The sequence below is a fragment of the Candidatus Pelagibacter sp. PS_17 genome (assembly GCF_059417945.1).
This window is the reverse complement of sequence record NZ_CM182073.1, coordinates 516,789-535,665: the sequence shown is the minus strand read 5'-3', so window position 1 is coordinate 535,665 and position 18,877 is coordinate 516,789. Positions and strand designations below refer to the sequence as shown.

At 26.8% G+C, this 18,877-nt stretch carries 19 protein-coding genes; 7 read left to right on the top strand and 12 right to left on the bottom strand.

Features of this window, described 5'->3' with window-relative positions:
* Positions 1-26 precede the first annotated feature (26 nt).
* From AC5SML_RS02895 to AC5SML_RS02880, 4 genes are all read right to left on the bottom strand, one after another.
* A complete protein-coding gene (locus AC5SML_RS02895; RefSeq protein WP_011282048.1) occupies positions 27-254 on the bottom strand; it encodes a hypothetical protein in 228 nt (75 codons plus the stop codon).
* Positions 255-268: 14 nt separating this feature from the next.
* Positions 269-2,092 (bottom strand): TolC family protein, encoded by a 1,824-nt coding sequence (locus tag AC5SML_RS02890; protein ID WP_494617560.1) that lies wholly within the window; start codon positions 2,090-2,092, stop codon positions 269-271.
* 178 nt (positions 2,093-2,270) lie between these two features.
* Entirely contained in the window at positions 2,271-2,570 is a 300-nt protein-coding gene (gene secG, locus AC5SML_RS02885) for a preprotein translocase subunit SecG (RefSeq protein WP_006996993.1), read from the bottom strand.
* A gap of 5 nt (positions 2,571-2,575) precedes the next feature.
* Entirely contained in the window at positions 2,576-3,316 is a 741-nt protein-coding gene (locus AC5SML_RS02880) for a triose-phosphate isomerase (RefSeq protein ID WP_006996994.1), read from the bottom strand.
* Between the two features lie 56 nt (positions 3,317-3,372).
* On the opposite strand from AC5SML_RS02880, the gene AC5SML_RS02875 reads away from it, so the two are divergent.
* The 7 genes from AC5SML_RS02875 to gltX all read left to right on the top strand — a co-directional run bounded on the left by AC5SML_RS02875 (position 3,373) and on the right by gltX (position 10,785).
* Positions 3,373-4,794 (top strand): SurA N-terminal domain-containing protein, encoded by a 1,422-nt coding sequence (locus tag AC5SML_RS02875; RefSeq protein ID WP_006996995.1) that lies wholly within the window; start codon positions 3,373-3,375, stop codon positions 4,792-4,794.
* On the top strand, positions 4,794-6,248 hold the full coding sequence (gene trpE, locus AC5SML_RS02870; protein WP_494617559.1) for an anthranilate synthase component I: 1,455 nt from the start codon (positions 4,794-4,796) through the stop codon (positions 6,246-6,248). Before AC5SML_RS02875 ends, trpE begins: the two co-directional genes overlap by 1 nt.
* Entirely contained in the window at positions 6,248-6,823 is a 576-nt protein-coding gene (locus AC5SML_RS02865; protein WP_018414084.1) for an aminodeoxychorismate/anthranilate synthase component II, read from the top strand. Before trpE ends, AC5SML_RS02865 begins: the two co-directional genes overlap by 1 nt.
* Positions 6,820-7,812, top strand: coding sequence for an anthranilate phosphoribosyltransferase (gene trpD / locus AC5SML_RS02860; RefSeq protein ID WP_494617557.1), 993 nt, complete (start codon positions 6,820-6,822; stop codon positions 7,810-7,812). Before AC5SML_RS02865 ends, trpD begins: the two co-directional genes overlap by 4 nt.
* On the top strand, positions 7,805-8,596 hold the full coding sequence (locus tag AC5SML_RS02855) for an indole-3-glycerol phosphate synthase TrpC (RefSeq protein WP_494617556.1): 792 nt from the start codon (positions 7,805-7,807) through the stop codon (positions 8,594-8,596). The genes trpD and AC5SML_RS02855 overlap by 8 nt, the downstream gene beginning before the upstream one ends.
* 88 nt (positions 8,597-8,684) lie before the next feature.
* Positions 8,685-9,362, top strand: a complete 678-nt coding sequence (lexA, locus tag AC5SML_RS02850) for a transcriptional repressor LexA (protein WP_006997000.1) — start codon at positions 8,685-8,687, stop codon at positions 9,360-9,362.
* A gap of 22 nt (positions 9,363-9,384) precedes the next feature.
* On the top strand, positions 9,385-10,785 hold the full coding sequence (gene gltX / locus AC5SML_RS02845; protein ID WP_494617555.1) for a glutamate--tRNA ligase: 1,401 nt from the start codon (positions 9,385-9,387) through the stop codon (positions 10,783-10,785).
* Here the strand turns inward: gltX and lpxB are convergent.
* Genes lpxB through AC5SML_RS02805 form a run of 8 tightly spaced genes read right to left on the bottom strand, consistent with a single transcriptional unit; the run spans position 10,762 to position 18,876 of the window.
* The gene (gene lpxB / locus AC5SML_RS02840; RefSeq protein WP_494617553.1) at positions 10,762-11,898 is read right to left on the bottom strand and encodes a lipid-A-disaccharide synthase; all 1,137 of its coding nucleotides are present in this window, start codon (positions 11,896-11,898) and stop codon (positions 10,762-10,764) included. The genes gltX and lpxB overlap by 24 nt on opposite strands.
* A complete protein-coding gene (gene lpxI / locus AC5SML_RS02835) occupies positions 11,895-12,680 on the bottom strand; it encodes a UDP-2,3-diacylglucosamine diphosphatase LpxI domain-containing protein (RefSeq protein WP_494599052.1) in 786 nt (261 codons plus the stop codon). The genes lpxB and lpxI overlap by 4 nt, the downstream gene beginning before the upstream one ends.
* A 1-nt stretch (position 12,681) precedes the next feature.
* Positions 12,682-13,464, bottom strand: coding sequence for an acyl-ACP--UDP-N-acetylglucosamine O-acyltransferase (gene lpxA / locus AC5SML_RS02830; RefSeq protein WP_271616120.1), 783 nt, complete (start codon positions 13,462-13,464; stop codon positions 12,682-12,684).
* Entirely contained in the window at positions 13,461-14,441 is a 981-nt protein-coding gene (gene lpxD / locus AC5SML_RS02825) for a UDP-3-O-(3-hydroxymyristoyl)glucosamine N-acyltransferase (RefSeq protein WP_494617551.1), read from the bottom strand. The genes lpxA and lpxD overlap by 4 nt, the downstream gene beginning before the upstream one ends.
* 52 nt (positions 14,442-14,493) lie before the next feature.
* Complete coding sequence (fabZ, locus tag AC5SML_RS02820) at positions 14,494-14,934, bottom strand: 3-hydroxyacyl-ACP dehydratase FabZ (RefSeq protein WP_018414078.1); 441 nt, start codon at positions 14,932-14,934, stop codon at positions 14,494-14,496.
* 6 nt (positions 14,935-14,940) lie between these two features.
* Positions 14,941-15,465: an OmpH family outer membrane protein gene (locus AC5SML_RS02815; RefSeq protein ID WP_494617550.1), complete on the bottom strand. Its 525-nt coding sequence runs from the start codon at positions 15,463-15,465 to the stop codon at positions 14,941-14,943.
* Positions 15,465-17,702, bottom strand: coding sequence for an outer membrane protein assembly factor BamA (gene bamA, locus AC5SML_RS02810; RefSeq protein WP_494617549.1), 2,238 nt, complete (start codon positions 17,700-17,702; stop codon positions 15,465-15,467). Before bamA ends, AC5SML_RS02815 begins: the two co-directional genes overlap by 1 nt.
* Before the next feature lie 7 nt (positions 17,703-17,709).
* Positions 17,710-18,876: a 1-deoxy-D-xylulose-5-phosphate reductoisomerase gene (locus AC5SML_RS02805; RefSeq protein WP_011282031.1), complete on the bottom strand. Its 1,167-nt coding sequence runs from the start codon at positions 18,874-18,876 to the stop codon at positions 17,710-17,712.
* Between the last annotated feature and the right edge of the window lies 1 nt (position 18,877).

The window sequence follows — 18,877 nt, the reverse complement described above, 5'->3', positions numbered from 1 at the left end:
TTTCTGTTTCTTTTTAGGTTTTTGGGTCAATTGGTTCTTCGTCTAATTTTACCAGTTATTGTTTGTCCTGGTTTTGCAATTGATTTATTGGGTGTCTTTCTAATACCTCCAATTTTACCTGTTATAGTTTGTCCTGCTCTTGCTTTAACCACACGAGGTAATTTATGTGTTTTAGGTGCATTCAATATGTTTCCTGAAACTTTTTTTTTATTCGAGGCAACTTTAACCTTAATATTCTTTGTAATTTTCTTCATTAGATCTCCTTAATTTATTGGATTTCTGAAGCTTTAACTATTTCAGCTTTTTCTTTTAATGTGGTACCTATTATTTTTGCTAAATCTTTTTGGCTCTTTAAAATTGGATCCACTATCAAAGTAAATTGATCATCAACTGTAGAATTGATATTTTTTGCATTAACAATAAGATCTATTTCATGAATGTCACCTTTTAGTACCGAGTCTATTAAAAACGCTCTTTGCGTTGGTAAAAAATCTATCCAACTAGGTAATGGTTGATCATTTGCTAATCTTGCTGAATATTGAACAGAACCTTGACCTTCAAGTTTGAACGTTTTATCTGAAAATTCAAATTTTTTATAATTTTCATCAAATTGTTTAGCAACTGGATTTTGTTTTTGAATAGGTTCTGTTACTTTTGCAATGTATTTTTTACCTAAACCACTAAATTTATTCTTAATTTCATATGCAAATAATTCCGTTCCCCCTACTATGGTGTCTCTTGTGGTAATATCAATTCCAACTGAGGTATAAACTTGTGCAATTGAATGTTGCATTTTAGAGAATGAAATGTCTCTTCTTAGTTCAGCAACAAGAGTACCCGCTTCTTCTCTAATTAATTCTAACTCACCAAATCTTGCAATTTTTTGTGCGTTTCGAACTTGGTTGGCAATTTTTGTTGAAACTTTTAAATAACGTTCAGCCGTATCATATTCTTCCATGCTCATTTGAAAATCAATATTTGCTAAATGAACTTGTGATAAGATAGCCATAGATAAAGCAAGACGTTGTTCTTTAATAATTTCTGTATTTGCCTCATTCATTTTCTTAATCGATGGTGCTCTAAAGACATTTAATAAGTTTGCGCCAACTGAAGAACCAAATTCAAAATTTGATTTATTTTGTAGATAATCATTTGAAGAACTTGTGAAAGCTGCGTTAATATTAAAATTAGGTAACAAAGATCTTAATCCAACTTTAGTTTCAGCAACGGATATTCTTTCTTGATATCGATTTTCTAATAACTCTGCTCTACTAACTAAAGCATGTTTTTCCATGTTTTTTAAATCCATGTCTAAAATATTGATAGGTTGATTGGTTGCTACTAATTTATAGCTTTGGTTGGGCAACAATCCCATTAAGGTTCCTAATTCAATTTTAGAATTAATTAAAGTTTGTCTTTGTGTAATAAGAGCTCTCTTTATATCTAGCAATTCTTTTTGATACAAAAGTGCATCCATTGGTTTTTGTAGCAACATCTCTTCTATTTTTTGAGAGTCGCTTAAAGCTATTTTTACTTTTTTAATTAAAGGATCGTATTTTTGAATTAACTTATCTGCAGAAAGAGCATTCCAATAAGATCGAATAACTTCTTTTGCAATATTGTTAGCTGATTTTTTTTCTATCTCTTTTGCAATTAAAAATCGATCGCTTGTTTGCCCTGCTCTGATATAAGACAAACCAAAATCAAGTGCGTTCCAAGCAAAACCTATATCTTGATCAACAACATCTCTATTTCGTGATGTAGAGTATGTAGACCCTTTGGATGCTGCTATATCATTATTTCCAACAGTTGCACTTGTGGATGATTGATAATTGTCACTTCCAGAATAACCTGCATTAGCTGACATGGTTGGTAACATGTCAAACTTTACGTCTTTCAATTGACGGTCCGCTAATGCGGTTTCGAATAATTTTACTTTTAAATCTTTGTTATTTTCGATTGCAAGGGCGATCGCTGTATATAAATCAATGTCTAAGTTTTTTTGTAATATTTCATTTTGCTTTCTAATTTTTGAAATTTTTTCAATATCTTCATCAGCAGATTTCTTTAAAAAATCAAAAGAAAATGGCAATGGGCCTCTATTGGCGCACGAAGCCAACAAGCTAAGGCTTAAGATTAATACAATTTTTATAATTTTTTGGTACACGAACTCTTTATAAATCATTAGAAATATTCTAATAAAGGTTGAGTGACCAGTTTGGGTTTTTAAAGGTAAAAGTATTTATTTCTTAAACTTTTTTTTTAATTTTTTAATTATTTTCAGGAATTGAAGGTGTATCACTAGACTTTTCTTCAATGATATCCAAAACTGATTCAGTAGGTGTTAACTCACCTCTAGATATAATTGTTAAAGCTAAGCTACAAATTATAAATAAAGTTGCAACTACTGCAGTAGCCTTCCCCATAAAATTACCTGCAGATCTGGAAAGCATAAAATTATCCTGAGAGACACCTATGCCAAGAGCACCACCTTCTGATTTTTGTACAAGTATCAAAAGTACAAGTATTGTTGCTAGTACTAAGTTGACTACTAATAAAATATTTTCCATGTGGCTTAACTATACGTTTTTTTGACTATATCAATAAATTTTTTAGCACTTTGAGATGCACCACCAATCAAAAAACCATCAATATTATTAATTTTTTTTAAGTTTGTAATATTTTCAGGGTTGACTGAACCTCCATATAAAACTTTTGGCAATTTATCTCTAAATTTACTTTTAATAAATTCTATAGTTTTAAAAAGATCATATGATTTTGGTATAATGCCACTGCCAATAGCCCAAACAGGCTCATAAGCAATAAAAATATTAGATTTATTTTTAATATTTTTTAGACCAATTTTAATTTGTTTAGATAAAATTGAACGTGTCTTTTTTTTTCTTTTTTCACTTAAAGTTTCACCAATACAAAAAATAACTTTTAATTTAGCTTCGAGAGCACTTTTTATTTTTAGATTAATTAGTTTATCACTCTCACCTTGTTTTCTATTTTCAGAATGACCAATAATTACAAAATGCGCACCAATGTTTTTTAACATACGGGAATTAACATGGCCAGTGTGAGCACCATAATCTTTGCTTTCATGACAATTTTGTCCACCAATACCAATTTGACAATTATTAAATTTTTTAGCAAAAGAACTTATTAAAGTATTTGGAGGGCAGTAAATTAATCTACCTCCCTTTATTTCTTTAGATTTTGAAAATCTAATAACTTTATCCAATGTATTTAAAGAAGATAAATTCCCATACATTTTCCAATTAGCTACAAAATACATATATTTATTTGTCATAATGAAAAATTTAATCTATAGCTTGGTATTTTAAAGATCAATAAATTAATGAAGTAATGATAAATCCTTTTAAAAATTTTTCTAAAAAGAAAATTGGTGGTCTACTACTAATTTTTGTAATTATAGTAGCTTTTGGTTTTGGTGGTTTTGGTGGAGGATTTAGCACTGGCAATCAAAACAACATAGCTAAGATAAATAATACTAATATTTCTACACAAGATTTTATGGATTATTTAAATGAATCAGGATTAAGCCAACAGGTAATTAAAGAAAATATCGATAAAAATATTATAGAAGAACTTTTATCTACATTAGTATCCACGACTCTTCTTGATCTTGAAATAGAAGAACTTAATCTTTCAATCACAGAAGACGTATTGATTAGAAAAATTAAAAATAATAAAAATTTCCATGATGAAAATGGATTATTTCAAAGAACATTATATGAAAAATTTTTATTAACAAATAATTCTTCTGCAGCCATGTTTGAAATACGCTTGAAAAATAATGAACTTCAAAAACAATTATTTACCTACATAAGTGGTGGAACAAAATCACCAGAATTTTTAATTAATAAATTTTATAAAGAAAATAACAAAAAATTAGATATCGAATATATCGATCTAAGTACCTTTTATAAAAAAAAGGAAATGTTTACAGATAACGATATTAAGTTTTTCGTTGAAGAAAATGCAGAAAAATTAAAACAAGATTATATTGATTTCTCTTTTGTTGAAATTAGCCCAAAAAACTTACTAGGTATTGATGATTTTAATCAAGCATTTTTTGATAAAATTGACGATATAGAAAACCAAATATCAAAAAATATTGACTTTAAAACTATAGTTAAAAATTTGGATATTTCCCCTACCGAAGTTAACTCATACATAAATCTTGATAATAAAAAAATAATAGAAAATATGATCTATAATTCAAGAGAAGATAAAATTGAAATTCTTGAAAATAATGGTGCTTATATTTTTTACAATATAAATAATTCAATCTCTAAATTGCCAGATCTTGAAAATCCTATATTTAAAGAACAAATTACAAATCTTCTATTTCAAAAAGAAAAGTTTGAATTTAATAAAAATATTTTAGAAAAAATTAATAAAAAAACATTCAATCAAGTGTCATTTGATGAGTTTGGTAAAAACAATATAAAAGAAATTAAGCTAGATTCTATAAATGATACTAAAAAATTTGAGACAAACTCAATTCAAATACTCTATTCTCTTCCTATTAATTCTTTTACATTAATTGCAAACAATGAAAATGATGTGTTTATTGCAAAGACTATAAAATACGAAGAAAAAAACATTAACAAAAATTCTGCTAATTTTGGAAAAATATCTTCTGAAGAGGGAGCTCAAAGTAAAAATAATATTTTAAAATCATATGATTTATTTTTAAATAACAGATACCAAGTTGTTGTGAATGAAAAAACACTTGAGCGAGTTAAAAATTATTTTAAATAATGTTAAACAGAAACTTTAATGATTTTAAGTTTCAACATAAAAGAAACAAAAATCAAATCCTCTACACCACTAGGAAAATAAGAAATGATGACGAAATCCTAAATCTAATAGATAATTTTCTTATAGAAAAAAATAGTTTTGTTTTTGAATCCGTAGAAAAGGGAAAAATAAGAGGTAGATACACTATTTTTGGTAAAAACCCTGATAAAATTTGGGAGTTCAATAATAATAATTCATATTTAGTTACAAACAAAACTAAAAAAAGAATTAAAGGAAAACCTGAAAAAATTATAGAAAAGATAATTGAAGAATTTAAATTTAAGATACCATCAGGGCTTCCTCCTATTAGTTCATTAATTTCTGGTTATTTTTCTTATGATTCAATTAGATACATAGAAAAAATTCCAAACAAATGTAGAGATGATTTAAAACTACCTGATGTAAGGCTTTTAAGACCAAGGGTGTTAGTTGTCCACGATAACTTGAAAAAAAAGATTTTTTATATTGTTAATATCTTTAAGGATGAAAAAATTACAAACTATAAGAATAAATACCTTGAAATTGAAAAACAAATAAATGAATTATTAATTCAAGCTTCTCTCCAAAAAAAAGATTTTAATAAAGCCATTATCAAAAATATAAAAATTAAATCTAATACAACCAAAAATAAGTTTTTAAAGATGGTAAACAAAGCTAAAAAATACATAAAAATTGGAGATATTTTTCAAGTCGTCTTAAGTCAAAGGTTTGAAGCTAAATTGTCTAAAAGACCATTAGAAATTTATAAAAAACTTAGAATTACTAACCCATCTCCATTTATGTATTTTTTTAATTTTGATGATTTTCAAATTATAGGCGCTAGTCCAGAAATTTTAGTAAGACTAAGAGATAACAAGATTACTGTTAGACCAATTGCTGGAACTAGACCTAGGGGTAAAGATTTAAAAGAGGATAACTTTTTTGCAAAAGATTTGCTTAAAGATAAAAAAGAACTTTCTGAACATTTGATGCTACTTGACTTGGGCAGAAATGATGCTGGTAAAGTTTCTAAAATAGGAACTGTTAAAGTTACAGATAGTTTTATGATCGAGAAATACTCTCATGTAATGCATATAGTTTCCAATGTGATGGGTGCTTATAATAATAAAATTTCAAAATTTAAATCACTACTTGCTGGATTTCCTGCAGGGACTGTTTCTGGTGCACCTAAAATTAGAGCTATGGAAATTATTGATGAGCTAGAAACCACTAAAAGAAAAGTATATGCTGGGGGTATAGGTTATTTTTCTGCGAATGGTGAGTTTGACACATGCATTGCATTAAGAACTGCTGTTGTAAAAAATAAAAAATTTTATGTCCAAGCTGGTGCAGGAATAGTAGCTGACAGTAATCCAATTAAAGAATACGAAGAAACTGTTAATAAAGCCAAAGCTTTAATGAATGCATTAAAATAATGAAAATTTTATTAATAGATAACTATGATAGTTTTACATTTAACTTATATCACTATGTATCATCACTAGGCGTTAAAGTTGATGTGGTTAGAAATGATAAAATCACCCATACACAAATACTAAAAATTAAATATGACAAAATTATTATATCACCAGGACCAGGTAATCCAAATCAATCAGGAAATTGTATTAAAATAGTAAAAGCACTTTATAGAAAAATACCAATTCTTGGAGTATGTTTAGGTCATCAAATTATTGGCCAAGTTTTCGGTTCAAAAATTATTCAAGCAAAAAAGTTAATGCATGGGAAAACTAGTTTTATAAAATCAAAAAAAATAGGTATACTTAAAAATCTTCCCTCTAAATTTGAAGCTACAAGGTATCACAGTCTTATAGTTGATAAAAAAACGTTATCTGATCATCTTGAAATTACTGCAGAAACTGAAGATGGAATTATCATGGGCATAATGCATAAAAAATATAATATTCACGGTGTTCAATTTCACCCTGAAAGTATAAAAACTACCATTGGAATTAAAATATTAAAAAATTTTATTAATTACAAAAGTAAATGAAAGTTTTCATAGATAAATTAAAAAATAAACAAGATTTATCATTTGCTGAAAGCAAAAATGCTTTTGAAATCCTAATGAATGGCAAAGCTTCAGATGATGAGATTTTTGATTTTTTAACTCTACTTTCATCTAAAGGTGAGAGCTCAGATGAAATTGCTGGAGGGGTTTTTGTTTTAAGAGATAAATCTAAAAGAGTTAACGTTAATGACTGTATTGATACATGTGGAACGGGTGGAGACGGTATGAACACACTTAATATTTCAACCGCTTCAGCACTACTTCTATCTAGTATGGGGATAAAAGTTGCAAAACATGGCAATAAAGCTGTTTCCTCTAAATGTGGTTCAGGAGATGTTTTGGAAGCTTTAAATATAAAGATAGATTTAGAGCCTAAAGATATTGAGGAACAAATTGAAAAAAATAACTTTGGTTTTATGTTTGCACCTAACTATCACAGTGCAATGAGATTTGTTGGTCCTACTCGAAAAAAAATAGGAAAAAGAACAATTTTTAATATGATTGGTCCCTTAAGTAGTCCTGCACTAGTTAACAGGCAAGTAATTGGTGTTTTTGATAAAAAACTATTAAAAATTTTTGCTAATGCTTTGAATAATTTAGATATTAAATTTGCCTGGATTGTAAGTAGTGAAGATGGATTAGATGAAATATCACCCTATTCAAAAACTAATGTTGTTCAATTAAAAGATGGTAAAATTTCTGAAATATTAATTGATCCTATAAAACTAAATATAGGTGCAAATAAATTTGAAGATTTACTTGGTGATGATGCAAAATTTAACGCAAATAAAATGCTAGATATATTTAAAGGTGAAGATAACGATTTTTCAAAAGCTGTTTGTTTAAATGCTGCAGCAGGTCTTATCGTTTCAGAAAAATATACAATTTTTATTGAAGCTTATAACGAAGCAAGAACACATATATTGTCAGGAAAAACATACAATGACTTAAAGGAAATTCAAAATGTCTAAAGATGTACTAGAGGAAATTATTAAAAAAAAAATTGAAAAAGTTGATTTATTAAAAAAATCAATTTCATTAAATTTTTTAAATGAACAAATAGATCAAAATAAATCATTTATTAACTTTAAAGATAAAATTCAAAACAACATTGATAATAATAAAATCTCTCTAATTGCAGAAATAAAAAAGGCAAGCCCATCTGCTGGTATTATAATTGATGATTATAACCCTATAGAAATAGCAAAAATCTACAATAACAATAAAGCAACATGTTTATCAATTCTTACTGAAGGAGATTTCTTTTTGGGCAGCCTAAGTGACATTAGTAAAGTGAAAGAAAAAATAAATTTACCTGTTTTATGTAAAGATTTTTTTATTGATAAGTTTCAAGTACCTCTTGCAAAAAGTTATGGTGCGGATGCAATATTAATTATATTAGCTGGTGTCTCTGACGACCTTGCTAATGAATTATATGAAGAAGCAATGAGACTTAATATGTCAATAATTGTTGAGGTCCATACAATTGGAGAAGCCGAAAAAGCTCTTAACTTTAAAGAAGCATTAATTGGAATAAATAATAGAAATCTTAAAACTTTAAAAACAGATCTTAATACAACTTATGATATCTATAACGTCTTAAGTAATCACTCCTCCCCTTTAATTTCTGAAAGCGGCATTAAAACAAAGGAAGAACTTCTTTCTTTAGAGAACAAAACAGAAATAAAAACTTTTTTAATTGGTGAATCACTTTTAAAAAATTTAAATAAAAATTCTATTTTTTCCGTTCTCTAGTAAAATAAGCCCCTATTTTAAACATTTTTTAGCTATTGCAGAATTAAAAGAACACTTGTAGAACAGATTTTGTACTTTATTTGTTCTTATGCTAACTAAAAAACAAAAAAACCTGCTTTTATTCATCAACAAAAAATTGAGAGCCTCAGGTGTATCTCCTTCATACGAAGAAATGAAAGACTCTTTAAATTTAAAGTCTAAGTCAGGAATACACAGATTAATAAGTGCCTTAGAAGAAAGAGGTTTTATTAGAAGGTTAGCTCATAAAGCTAGAGCTTTAGAGGTTATAAAACTTCCTGAAACAGCTTCTGCTAATGATATTTACAATAGCTTTTCACCTAGTGTTATCAAGGGTGGTCTAGATACAGAAAATACTAACTTAAATGAAATGGAAATACCTGTATTAGGTAGTATAGCGGCAGGAACACCTGTGGAGGCAATACAAAATGAAGTTTCTCGTATACCTCTTCCAAGCAATCTTGAAAAAAACGGTCAATATTTTGGTCTAAAAGTTCAAGGTGATTCAATGATTGAAGCTGGCATTAATGAAGGTGATACTGTTATCATAAAAAGATCTGACACTGCTGATAACGGTAAAATTGTAGTAGCTTTAATAGATGAACACGAGGCAATGTTGAAAAGAATTAGAAGAAAAGGAAAAACTGTAGCGCTTGAAAGTGCTAATAGAAACTATGAAACCAAAATATTTGGTCCAGATAGAGTAAAAGTTCAAGGTGTTCTTGTATCTTTATATAGAAACTTCTAAGAAAATAGTCTAAAAATCATTGATGTCAAAAGTAGCAACAAGATTTGCTCCCTCTCCTACTGGAGCTCTTCATATTGGTGGTGTAAGAACTGCCTTATTCAATTGGCTATATTCTAAAAATAAAAACGGGACCTTTCATTTAAGAATTGAAGATACAGACAAGGAAAGATCTAAAGATGAACACAAAATTCAAATTATCAAGTCTTTAAAATGGATTGGCATTGATCATGATGGTGATGAATACATTCAATCAACTAAAATTAATGATCATGTAAATGTAGCTAATGAACTGCTTAAAAATGGACATGCTTATAAATGTTATTGTTCAAGTGATGAAATAGAAGAGCAAAAAAAAAGAGCAAGACAAAAAAAACTTCCTTATGTTTACAATAGAAAATGTAGAGATCTTCAAGAGACTAATGCACCTACAATTATCAAACCAGTAATTAGATTTAAAAGTAAAATTGAAGGAACTTCAGTACTAAAAGATTTGGTGCAAGGAGATGTTGAAATAGAGAATACTACATTAGAGGATTTTATAATATTAAGAAATGATGGAACGCCGACATACAACCTTTCAGCTACTGTGGATGATCATCAAATGAAAATGACACATATAATTAGAGGTGATGATCATAAAATTAATACATTCAAACAAATACAAATATATTTAGCAATGAGTTGGGATCTTCCTAATTTTGCACATATTCCATTAATCCATACTATTGAAGGAAAAAAACTATCAAAAAGAGATAATGCATCAACATTGGACGATTACTCTAAAATAGGAATAATGCCCGATGCTTTAAGAAATTACTTATTAAGATTAGGCTGGTCTTATCAGGATAAAGAAATATTTACACTAAAAGAAAGCATTGAACTCTTTAATTTAGAAGGAATTGGTAAGTCTCCATCAAAACTAGATATGAGCAGAATATTATCAATGAATGAACATTATATTAAAACTATTAATGAAAATGAACTTTACGATCATCTTGTAAAATATTGTGAAATTTATAAGGATAAAATTAAACCTGAAAAAGAAAAAAAAATTAAACCTTCATTAATCTTTCTTAAAAATAAAGCAAAAACATTAGAAGATATATTTAATAATGCTAGATATATAATTTTTGATGATGTGAAATTTGAAGATAAAGATTTAGAATTAATTGATGATAAAGCAAAAAGTATCATAAAAGAGTTTAAGGAAAAATTAATTTCAATAAATACATTAAATAAAGAAACACTTGAACCCATAATTAACGATTTAATAAAAAGATATGAAACTAATTTTAAAGGTGTGGGTCAGCCCTTAAGAATTGCTTTAACGGGATCAAAATTTGGTCCTGGCTTGTATGATATAATTATTTCTTTGGGGAAAGAAGAAGTGGAACGAAGATTAGGAAACAAGATAATTAGTTAAGATTAAAGCTGCTTCACTTGATGAAGAAGATTTTGACTTAATTCCCTCTAAAGTTTTTTTACAATCAACTAATTGTTTTTCAATTAACTCTGGGTTTTTAACAAAATATGTAACAGTTTTATATATCTCTTCAGCATTACATTCTTTTTGTAATAATTCAGGTATTACCTCCTTGTCATTAATAATATTAATGATGTTTGCAAATCTAACATTAACTAACAATTTAAATATCATAAAATTTATAAAACCTAATTTATAAATGATTATTGAAGGAATATTAGCACTAGAAATTTGAAGTGAAATTGTACCTGATTTAGAGACAGCAAAGATTGAATTAGATAAAACCTGATCTTTAATATCTTCATCTGAAATTATATCTATATTATCTAAATTAGTTTTTTTTACTTTATTGACTATAAATTCTTTATTTTCGTCTGTTGCATGAAAAACGAATAAATGATCAAGGTTTTGTTTGTTCATCAATTTAATAAAATTTAATAGAATTGGCAAAAGAACACTCGTTTCCGATTTTCTACTGCCTGGAAATAAAGATATAATTTTTTTATCTTTAGAAATTAAATTATTTAATGATGTAACTACATTATCTTTTTTTTCAATTAAGGGATGCCCAACAAAAGTGTTTTTAATATTTTCTTCATCAAAATATTTTTTTTCGAAGTTAAATAATAAAAGTATATGATCAATAAACTTTTTAATTTTTTTAACTCTATTTTTTCTCCAAACCCATACCTGTGGAGCAACATAATGGATTGTCTTTATGTTGTTATTGATATTTTTTACTTTTTCAGCAACTCTTAATGTGAAATCAGGACTATCAACACTAAATAAGATATCAGGATTAAATTTTATAATCTCCTCAACAGTTTTGTTAATTTTTTTTTTAATTTTAAAGATATTAAACAGCACACTAGTAAAACCAAGATATGTAATCTCTTTCAGATCAAATATAGATTTAATTCCTAATTTTTTAATATGCGTTCCTCCTACTGACAAATATTCAATATTTGGATTATTTTTTTTGAGTTTAGAAATAACTGTTGAGGCTAATTTATCACCAGAGGGTTCACCCGTTAAAATAAAAATTTTTTTCATATAATCTTAACAAAGATCTTATTTTTATTAGCAAATGCTATACATTTGGCCTTATCTAAAAATATATTTTTTTTAGATCTTAATACTATTCCTTTTAGGCCATATTTTTTACAATCTTTCAGAGTTTGAAGGCCAATAGTTGGTAAATCCATTCTTAAATCCTGTTTTTTTTTAGGTAGCTTAATCAATATTCCTTCAGATTTTTTCTTTAATTTTGATAACATTTTCTTTGTTCCCTGCTGGTCTTCAATAGCTAGAATAGTATTATTTTTAACAATGATTGCTTGAACATGGTCTAGACTTTTTAGTTTATTAAAGTAAGTAATTCCCATTTTAATAGAGTTGATGTCCTTCCTATTAGCTTTCCATTTAGTATAATTTCCTCTTTTAACCGTTAATTCAGGATTAAAAAAGACAGAACTAATAACTTTTATTTTTTCATTATCTAAAATTTTTATTATAGCTTTAATAATTGCTGCATCACCTAACTTTGCTGCTTTTAAGATATTAGGCATATAGTAAATACCTTTAAGGTCCAATCTTAATGTTGAAAATTTTGGTTTTGCAATTTTACCTGCAAATAAAACTTTTTTTGATTTTTTTTCTTTAATTAAATTTATTATTTTACCAAACTTACCAATGCTTATTCGATTAGAGTTTATATCGTTTTTAAATTTATTATTTTTTGAAAAATCAATAATAAAATATCTTTTATTTAATTTTTTTATATTTTTAAGAACAGCTTCTGAAAAATCTGTATCTCCTAAAAATAGTCCAATCATTTTATTTTGAAAATGGTGTACAAATAGGTCTTTTTTTATCTTTCTCTAAAAAATTCACTACCTCTAATACAAGCTCATTCTTTTTAAAATCTTGATCTAGTTTGATCAAATTTTGAGTTAAATTCTCATCCTTAAAAATTTCTTTATAGGCATCACTTAAATTTAAAATTTGTTTATTTGGAATATTTTTTCTTCTTAAACCTATTAAATTTAATCCTTGTAATACACTTCGATTACCATGAGCTATTCCGTACGGTATGACATCTCTTACAACACCACACATTCCACCTATCATTGCTGACCTTCCAACTCTAGTAAACTGCTGTACAGCTGAATTACCTCCTATTATGACATTACTTTCTATATGAGCATGTCCTCCTAAAGGAACGTTGTTAGCTAAAATAACGTTATCTTCGACTAAACAATCATGTGCTATATGTGAAGAAACCATAAATAAACAGTTATTTCCTACTTTAGTTATTCCACCACCGCCTGCAGTTCCAGGGTTAATGGTTACATATTCCCTAATTTTATTGTTGTCACCAATTTCAAGCTTCGTTTCTTCACCTGCAAATTTTAAATCTTGAGGATCATTTCCAATTGATGCAAATGAATAGATCTTATTATTAATTCCAATTTTGGTATGTCCAACAATACTTACATGTGATTGTATTATTGAATTTTCTCCTATTTCAACATTGGGACCTATTAAAGTGTAAGCACCAATACTAACATTAGTACTAATTTTCGCTTTTGGATCAATAATTGCTGTTTTATGTATCATTTATTATCTTTTAAAAAATCTCTAATATTTTTTGCAGGATATCCCATTACTTTTGAATTATCTTTAATATCTTTTATCACTCCACTGCCACCTGCTATTTCAACATTATTGCCAATAGTTAAATGACCAGAAATCCCAGCTTGTCCACCAATTCGAACGTTATTGCCAATAATAGAGCTACCAGCAATTCCTACTTGACCTGCTATAATTGAATTGTCTCCAATTTTAACATTATGAGCAATGTGAATTTGATTATCTAAAAATGAATTTTTTCCAATAACAGTGTTAGACATAGAGCCTCTATCAATAGTGCAACCACAACCGATTTCAGAATTTTCACCAATTATTACAATTCCAATATGGGGATATCTTAAATTTTTTTTACTAACAGGAAAAAAACCAAACCCATGCTTACCAATAACGCAATTATCTAAAACTGTAACGTTATTATCAATTAATGTGTTTCTTATAATAACATTTGATCCTATTGAGCAATTATCACCAATTGAAACATTTTGTTCAATAATAGTATTATGTCCAATTAAACAATTAGATCCAAGGGTAACATTGTCACCAATTAAAACATTTTTTCCACATTTTACTTTATCTTTAAATTTTGTTTCAGCTATATCTCTTGCTGTATAATCAAAGTTATCATTAATTGAAGAAGGATAAAACTTTGATGTAACTTTAGAAGTTGAAACCAAAACATTCTCAACAATTAATGGTGTGCAGCTCTTTGGTAATTCGTCTTTTAAAATCTCAGTTGTTAAACAAAAAGAGGCTTTGGTATTTTTTGCAAAATTTTTATATTTTTTAGAATGAAAAAAAGTAATGTCATTTTTTTTTGATGTAAGTAGATCTTTAATATCATTAATTTCTTGATCATTATCAATATTAAGGTCATCAAGATTTATTAATTGTAAAATATCAGATATATTAAGGGGACCATTATTTTTAAAAAAAGGATTAATCACAAATCCTTTTTACCAAAGCTAATTAAGCTGTGTTATCAAGATTTGTTGCTGATTATTTCTTATCAACGATAGTAGCTGACCATTGAGCATCAGCCATTTTTTTTCCATCAACAAAGGCATCACCTTTATATTTCCAAACCCTACCATGAGTTCTGATTGCTTGAATTTTTAATTCTAGTTTACAATCAGGTATTACAGGATTTCTAAATCTTGCTTTTTCTATACCCATTAAAAAAACTAGCTTATTATCATATGTTTCTTTATCTAAACCATGAGCCGTTAATGCTGCAGCAGCCTGACCGAATGCTTCTACAATTAAAACGCCTGGCATAACAGGATTATCAGGGAAATGACCTTGAACGAAAAAGCTATCTTTTTTAACATAAACAATAGCTGTGGCAGAAGATAGTTTTTCAATATCGTGCAACTCATCAATTAGTAACATTGGCTCCCTATGAGGTAGCAAATTAGCAATTTGTTTTTTATCTAGCATCTCTATTTATTTGTTAATCTTAAATTCTTTAACTTCTGAATTAACAATTTTAATAACTTCGTCTGTAATGTCTAGTTGTGTTTTAGCAACAACTAAATCCTTTTTTTGTAAAATAATAGCTATTTCTTTGTCATTTGAAAATTTAACTAAAATCGGATTAATCAATTTTAAAAGATTATTGGTATTATCTATTTTTAATTTATTAAAATCAGATAACATCTTATTTCTATTTTGATTGTAGTTATTAATCTCAGATTTCAGTTCATTAACCTTATTTTTAAAATCATTTTCAGATATAATATTTTTTTGAGAAATCAACTTTGTTTCTTTTTCTTTGAGTTTTTTTTCTTCCTCATTTAAAAATTTCAAATTTTTTTTATTAAGATCTGTTAATTGTTTTAAAATTGAAGAGCCTGCTTTAGATGTTGAAATAACTTTATCCATATCTATGAATGCTATTTTTTGTTCAGAAAAAACTATATTTGTAAAAAACAAAAAAAAAACTAAAAATAATGAGAGTAGTTTTTTCATTAAAAAGTGGTACCTAAATTAAACCTGAAAGATTCAGTTATATCATTTTTACCTTTAGTAATAGGTTCAGATAAAGAAAAGCTTAGAGGACCAATTGGTGAGAAGAAATCTAAAGCTATTCCTATTGATGATCTAATTTTACTTTCATCACTTAATGATGAACTATAATCTATACCCCAGACATTTCCTGCATCAAAAAAAACAGAAAAATTAGTATTTTGTGAATTTGGTAATATTTGAGATAGACTTGTTGCTATATTTATTGAGGTTGCATAATTACCACCAATAAAATCAGCCCCATCTTTTGGACCAACTTTTCCAGACTCAAACCCTCTTAGTTTGCTTGACGGTAAAAACAATCTATCAGAAAGTTTAATATCTTTACCCGCTAAAGAATTTGCAGTTTTACCAAAAAAACCAATCGAAAAAACATTTTCATCTATCCATTCTTTATAGATTTTATAATCATAAGTGTTGGTCAGGGTATAACTTTCACTTATTAAAGGAATATTTTGCGTGAACCTACTAATATAACCATCAGAGGTTTTGTATCTTTGGTCTCTCTTATCATAACTAAAAGTTTGATTAAAAAAAGTATCAAAATATGACCCTTCTTGTTTTTTCATACTAGCAGAGGCTGTGCTATCGGTTTCTAGTTTTTCAACATACGAAGAAACACCTGTATTCCAATAAAGGTCATCATAAAACTCGAAACCACTTCCAACAGAAAAACCAGTTTTATTTGACTTATAACCAAAATTTTTAAGTCTATCTGTGATCGTACTTTCCAATGAGGTGTTTAATGATCTGTTAGAGCCCTTATAGTTAGGATTATTCATTGAAATAATTCCTTTAAGACTTTCAGTGCTGACTGAAATATCAGATGCAAACTCTATACCTCTACCAAGAAAATTATTTTCTGATACGCCAAAAGCAAAAGTTCCACCACCAGTACCAACACCAGCTCCAGCCATAATTTCCCCTGTAGGTTTTTCTTCAACTGTAATATTAATTATTTTTTTATTTTCATTATCGATATCTAAAATTTCAGACTCAACTTTACTAAAAAAATTAAGTCCTCTTAAGTTATTTAATGTTCTGGTTTGAAGTAACTCATTAAAAGCATCTCCTTCATCAACCAGAAGATTATTTCGAATTACTTCTTCACGGGTAATATTATTACCTAATATGTTAATTTTTTCGACATAGAATTTTTCTGACTCATCTATATCGAATGTAAGATTAATTAAATTGTCTTCTATACTCTCGTTAACAGTAGATTTTAGAAACTCAAATTGTTCATTCAAAACAATTTTATCAATTTCATTTAAAATTTTATCAATGGAGTTGAGAGAATAATTTTCTCCTTTAAGATTTTTAAAGATATTATCTAATTGCTGAAAATTAGCACGATCATAATCTAATGGAAGATTAAGATTAAATTCATTAAAATAAAATTTATTACCAGATGAAATATTGTAGATTATTTCAAACTCATCATTACCAAGATAGTTAGCAAATGACGACTCAATTACAACGTTAAAAAAACCTTTATTCTTATAAAAATTATTCAACAATCTTTTATCATAATTAATTAAATTTTCATTCAAATATTTTTTACCAGAAAGAAACTTCCAAAATTTATATTCCTCACTAATAATTATATTTTTTAATGTGCTGTCTTTAAATTTTTTATCCCCAATAAATGAAATTTTTGAGATTTTTGATTTTTCACCAAGTTCAATTTGGTAAAGGAGATCAATTTTATTATCGCCTAAATCTTGATAGGAAGATGTGACTTTAGAAAAGTAATAACCATCATCTTTAAGAAAACTTAATATAGCTGATTCATCCTTTTTAATTAAAGTTGAGTTATAAGAGGATCTATTTTTTAAAGATAAAATTTCATATAAAGATTCTTTTGTTTTTTTTCTATTAATTCCCTCTATTAAAACTGTTTGAATTATTGGATTTTCCAATACATCTATAGTTAGATTATTATTTTCAATTTTAACTGTAACATCTTTAAAAAAACCAGATTTATATAATTTTTTTAAAATTTCATTTATGGAATTTTCGTCTAAAGGTATGTTATCTAGAATTTCTGAAAAAACTAATATTGTTTCATTAGATATTCTCTCATTACCATTAATAATGATTTTTTCATAATTTTTTGAGTTTGACGAAAATGTCAAAAAAATAGAGAATAATATTAATTGAATAAAAAATCTAAACATAGCGAGTTTATACACTCATAGAGCTAATTTTTAAACTTACATAATCATTTAAATTTTGAATTTCATCAATATTTCTGGGCTTCATTGACTTAAATTTATTGAATTCAGGAGTATTACAAATTTTTATCAATGTATTAGATATATCATTAAATTTAATCTTATTATTTAAAAAAAGTTTCACTAATTTATCATTTGCACTCACAATTATAGTCTCAAATAAAGAATCTTCATTACTCAAATTATTAAGAATTTTAATTACTGGGAATCTAATATTATCAATTTTTTTAAGATTTAGATTATTTAACGTTTTAATATCGATATTTTTTGATTTAAGTTTTTTGTCGGTATTAAAATAAATAGAATTAAATATTGGAATTGTCATGTTGGTATCATGAACTAAAAGTTTCGATAAACCATTATTAAATTTTACTATTGCATGCAGGTATGACTTTGGATGAATTAATATTTCAAGTTGTTTATAATTTAAGTTAAAGATTTTTTTTGCTTCTATAATTTCAAAAACTTTATTCATCATTGTAGCAGAATCGATTGTAATTTTTTTTCCCATCGACCAATTAGGATGTTTTAATGCATCTTTAACTGAAATATTTCTAAATTTTTTTAATGATAAGTTTCTAAAAGGACCTCCAGAAGCTGTTATGTAAATTTTTTCAAAATTGTTTTTTTTATTGTTATCTAATAGTGACCAAATAGAAAAATGTTCAGAATCTACTGGTACAAAATATGTTTTATATTTTTTTAAATCTTTTTTAATTAAATTCCATCCACATATGATGGATTCTTTGTTTGCTATCGCTATAGTTTTGGTAAATTTAATAATATCCAAAGTTGGTTTTAATCCGTCAAATCCTGAAATTGCACACATTGAATAATCAATTTTATTATTTGTATTAAAAATTTTGTTTAATGAATCAAAGTTATTAAAAACTTTAACTTTAGCATTTTTCAAAAGTTTGGTTGTAATTAAAAAAGAATTATAATCGGTGACAATTACATTTTTAACATTAAACAATTTAACTTGTTTTATTAATTTCTTATAATTTTTATTTACTGTGAGTAATTCAATTTTAAAGTTTTTTTGATCATCTTTAATAATCTTTAATAATGATGATCCAATAGAGCCTGTAGATCCAAAAATTGCAATTTTTTTCATA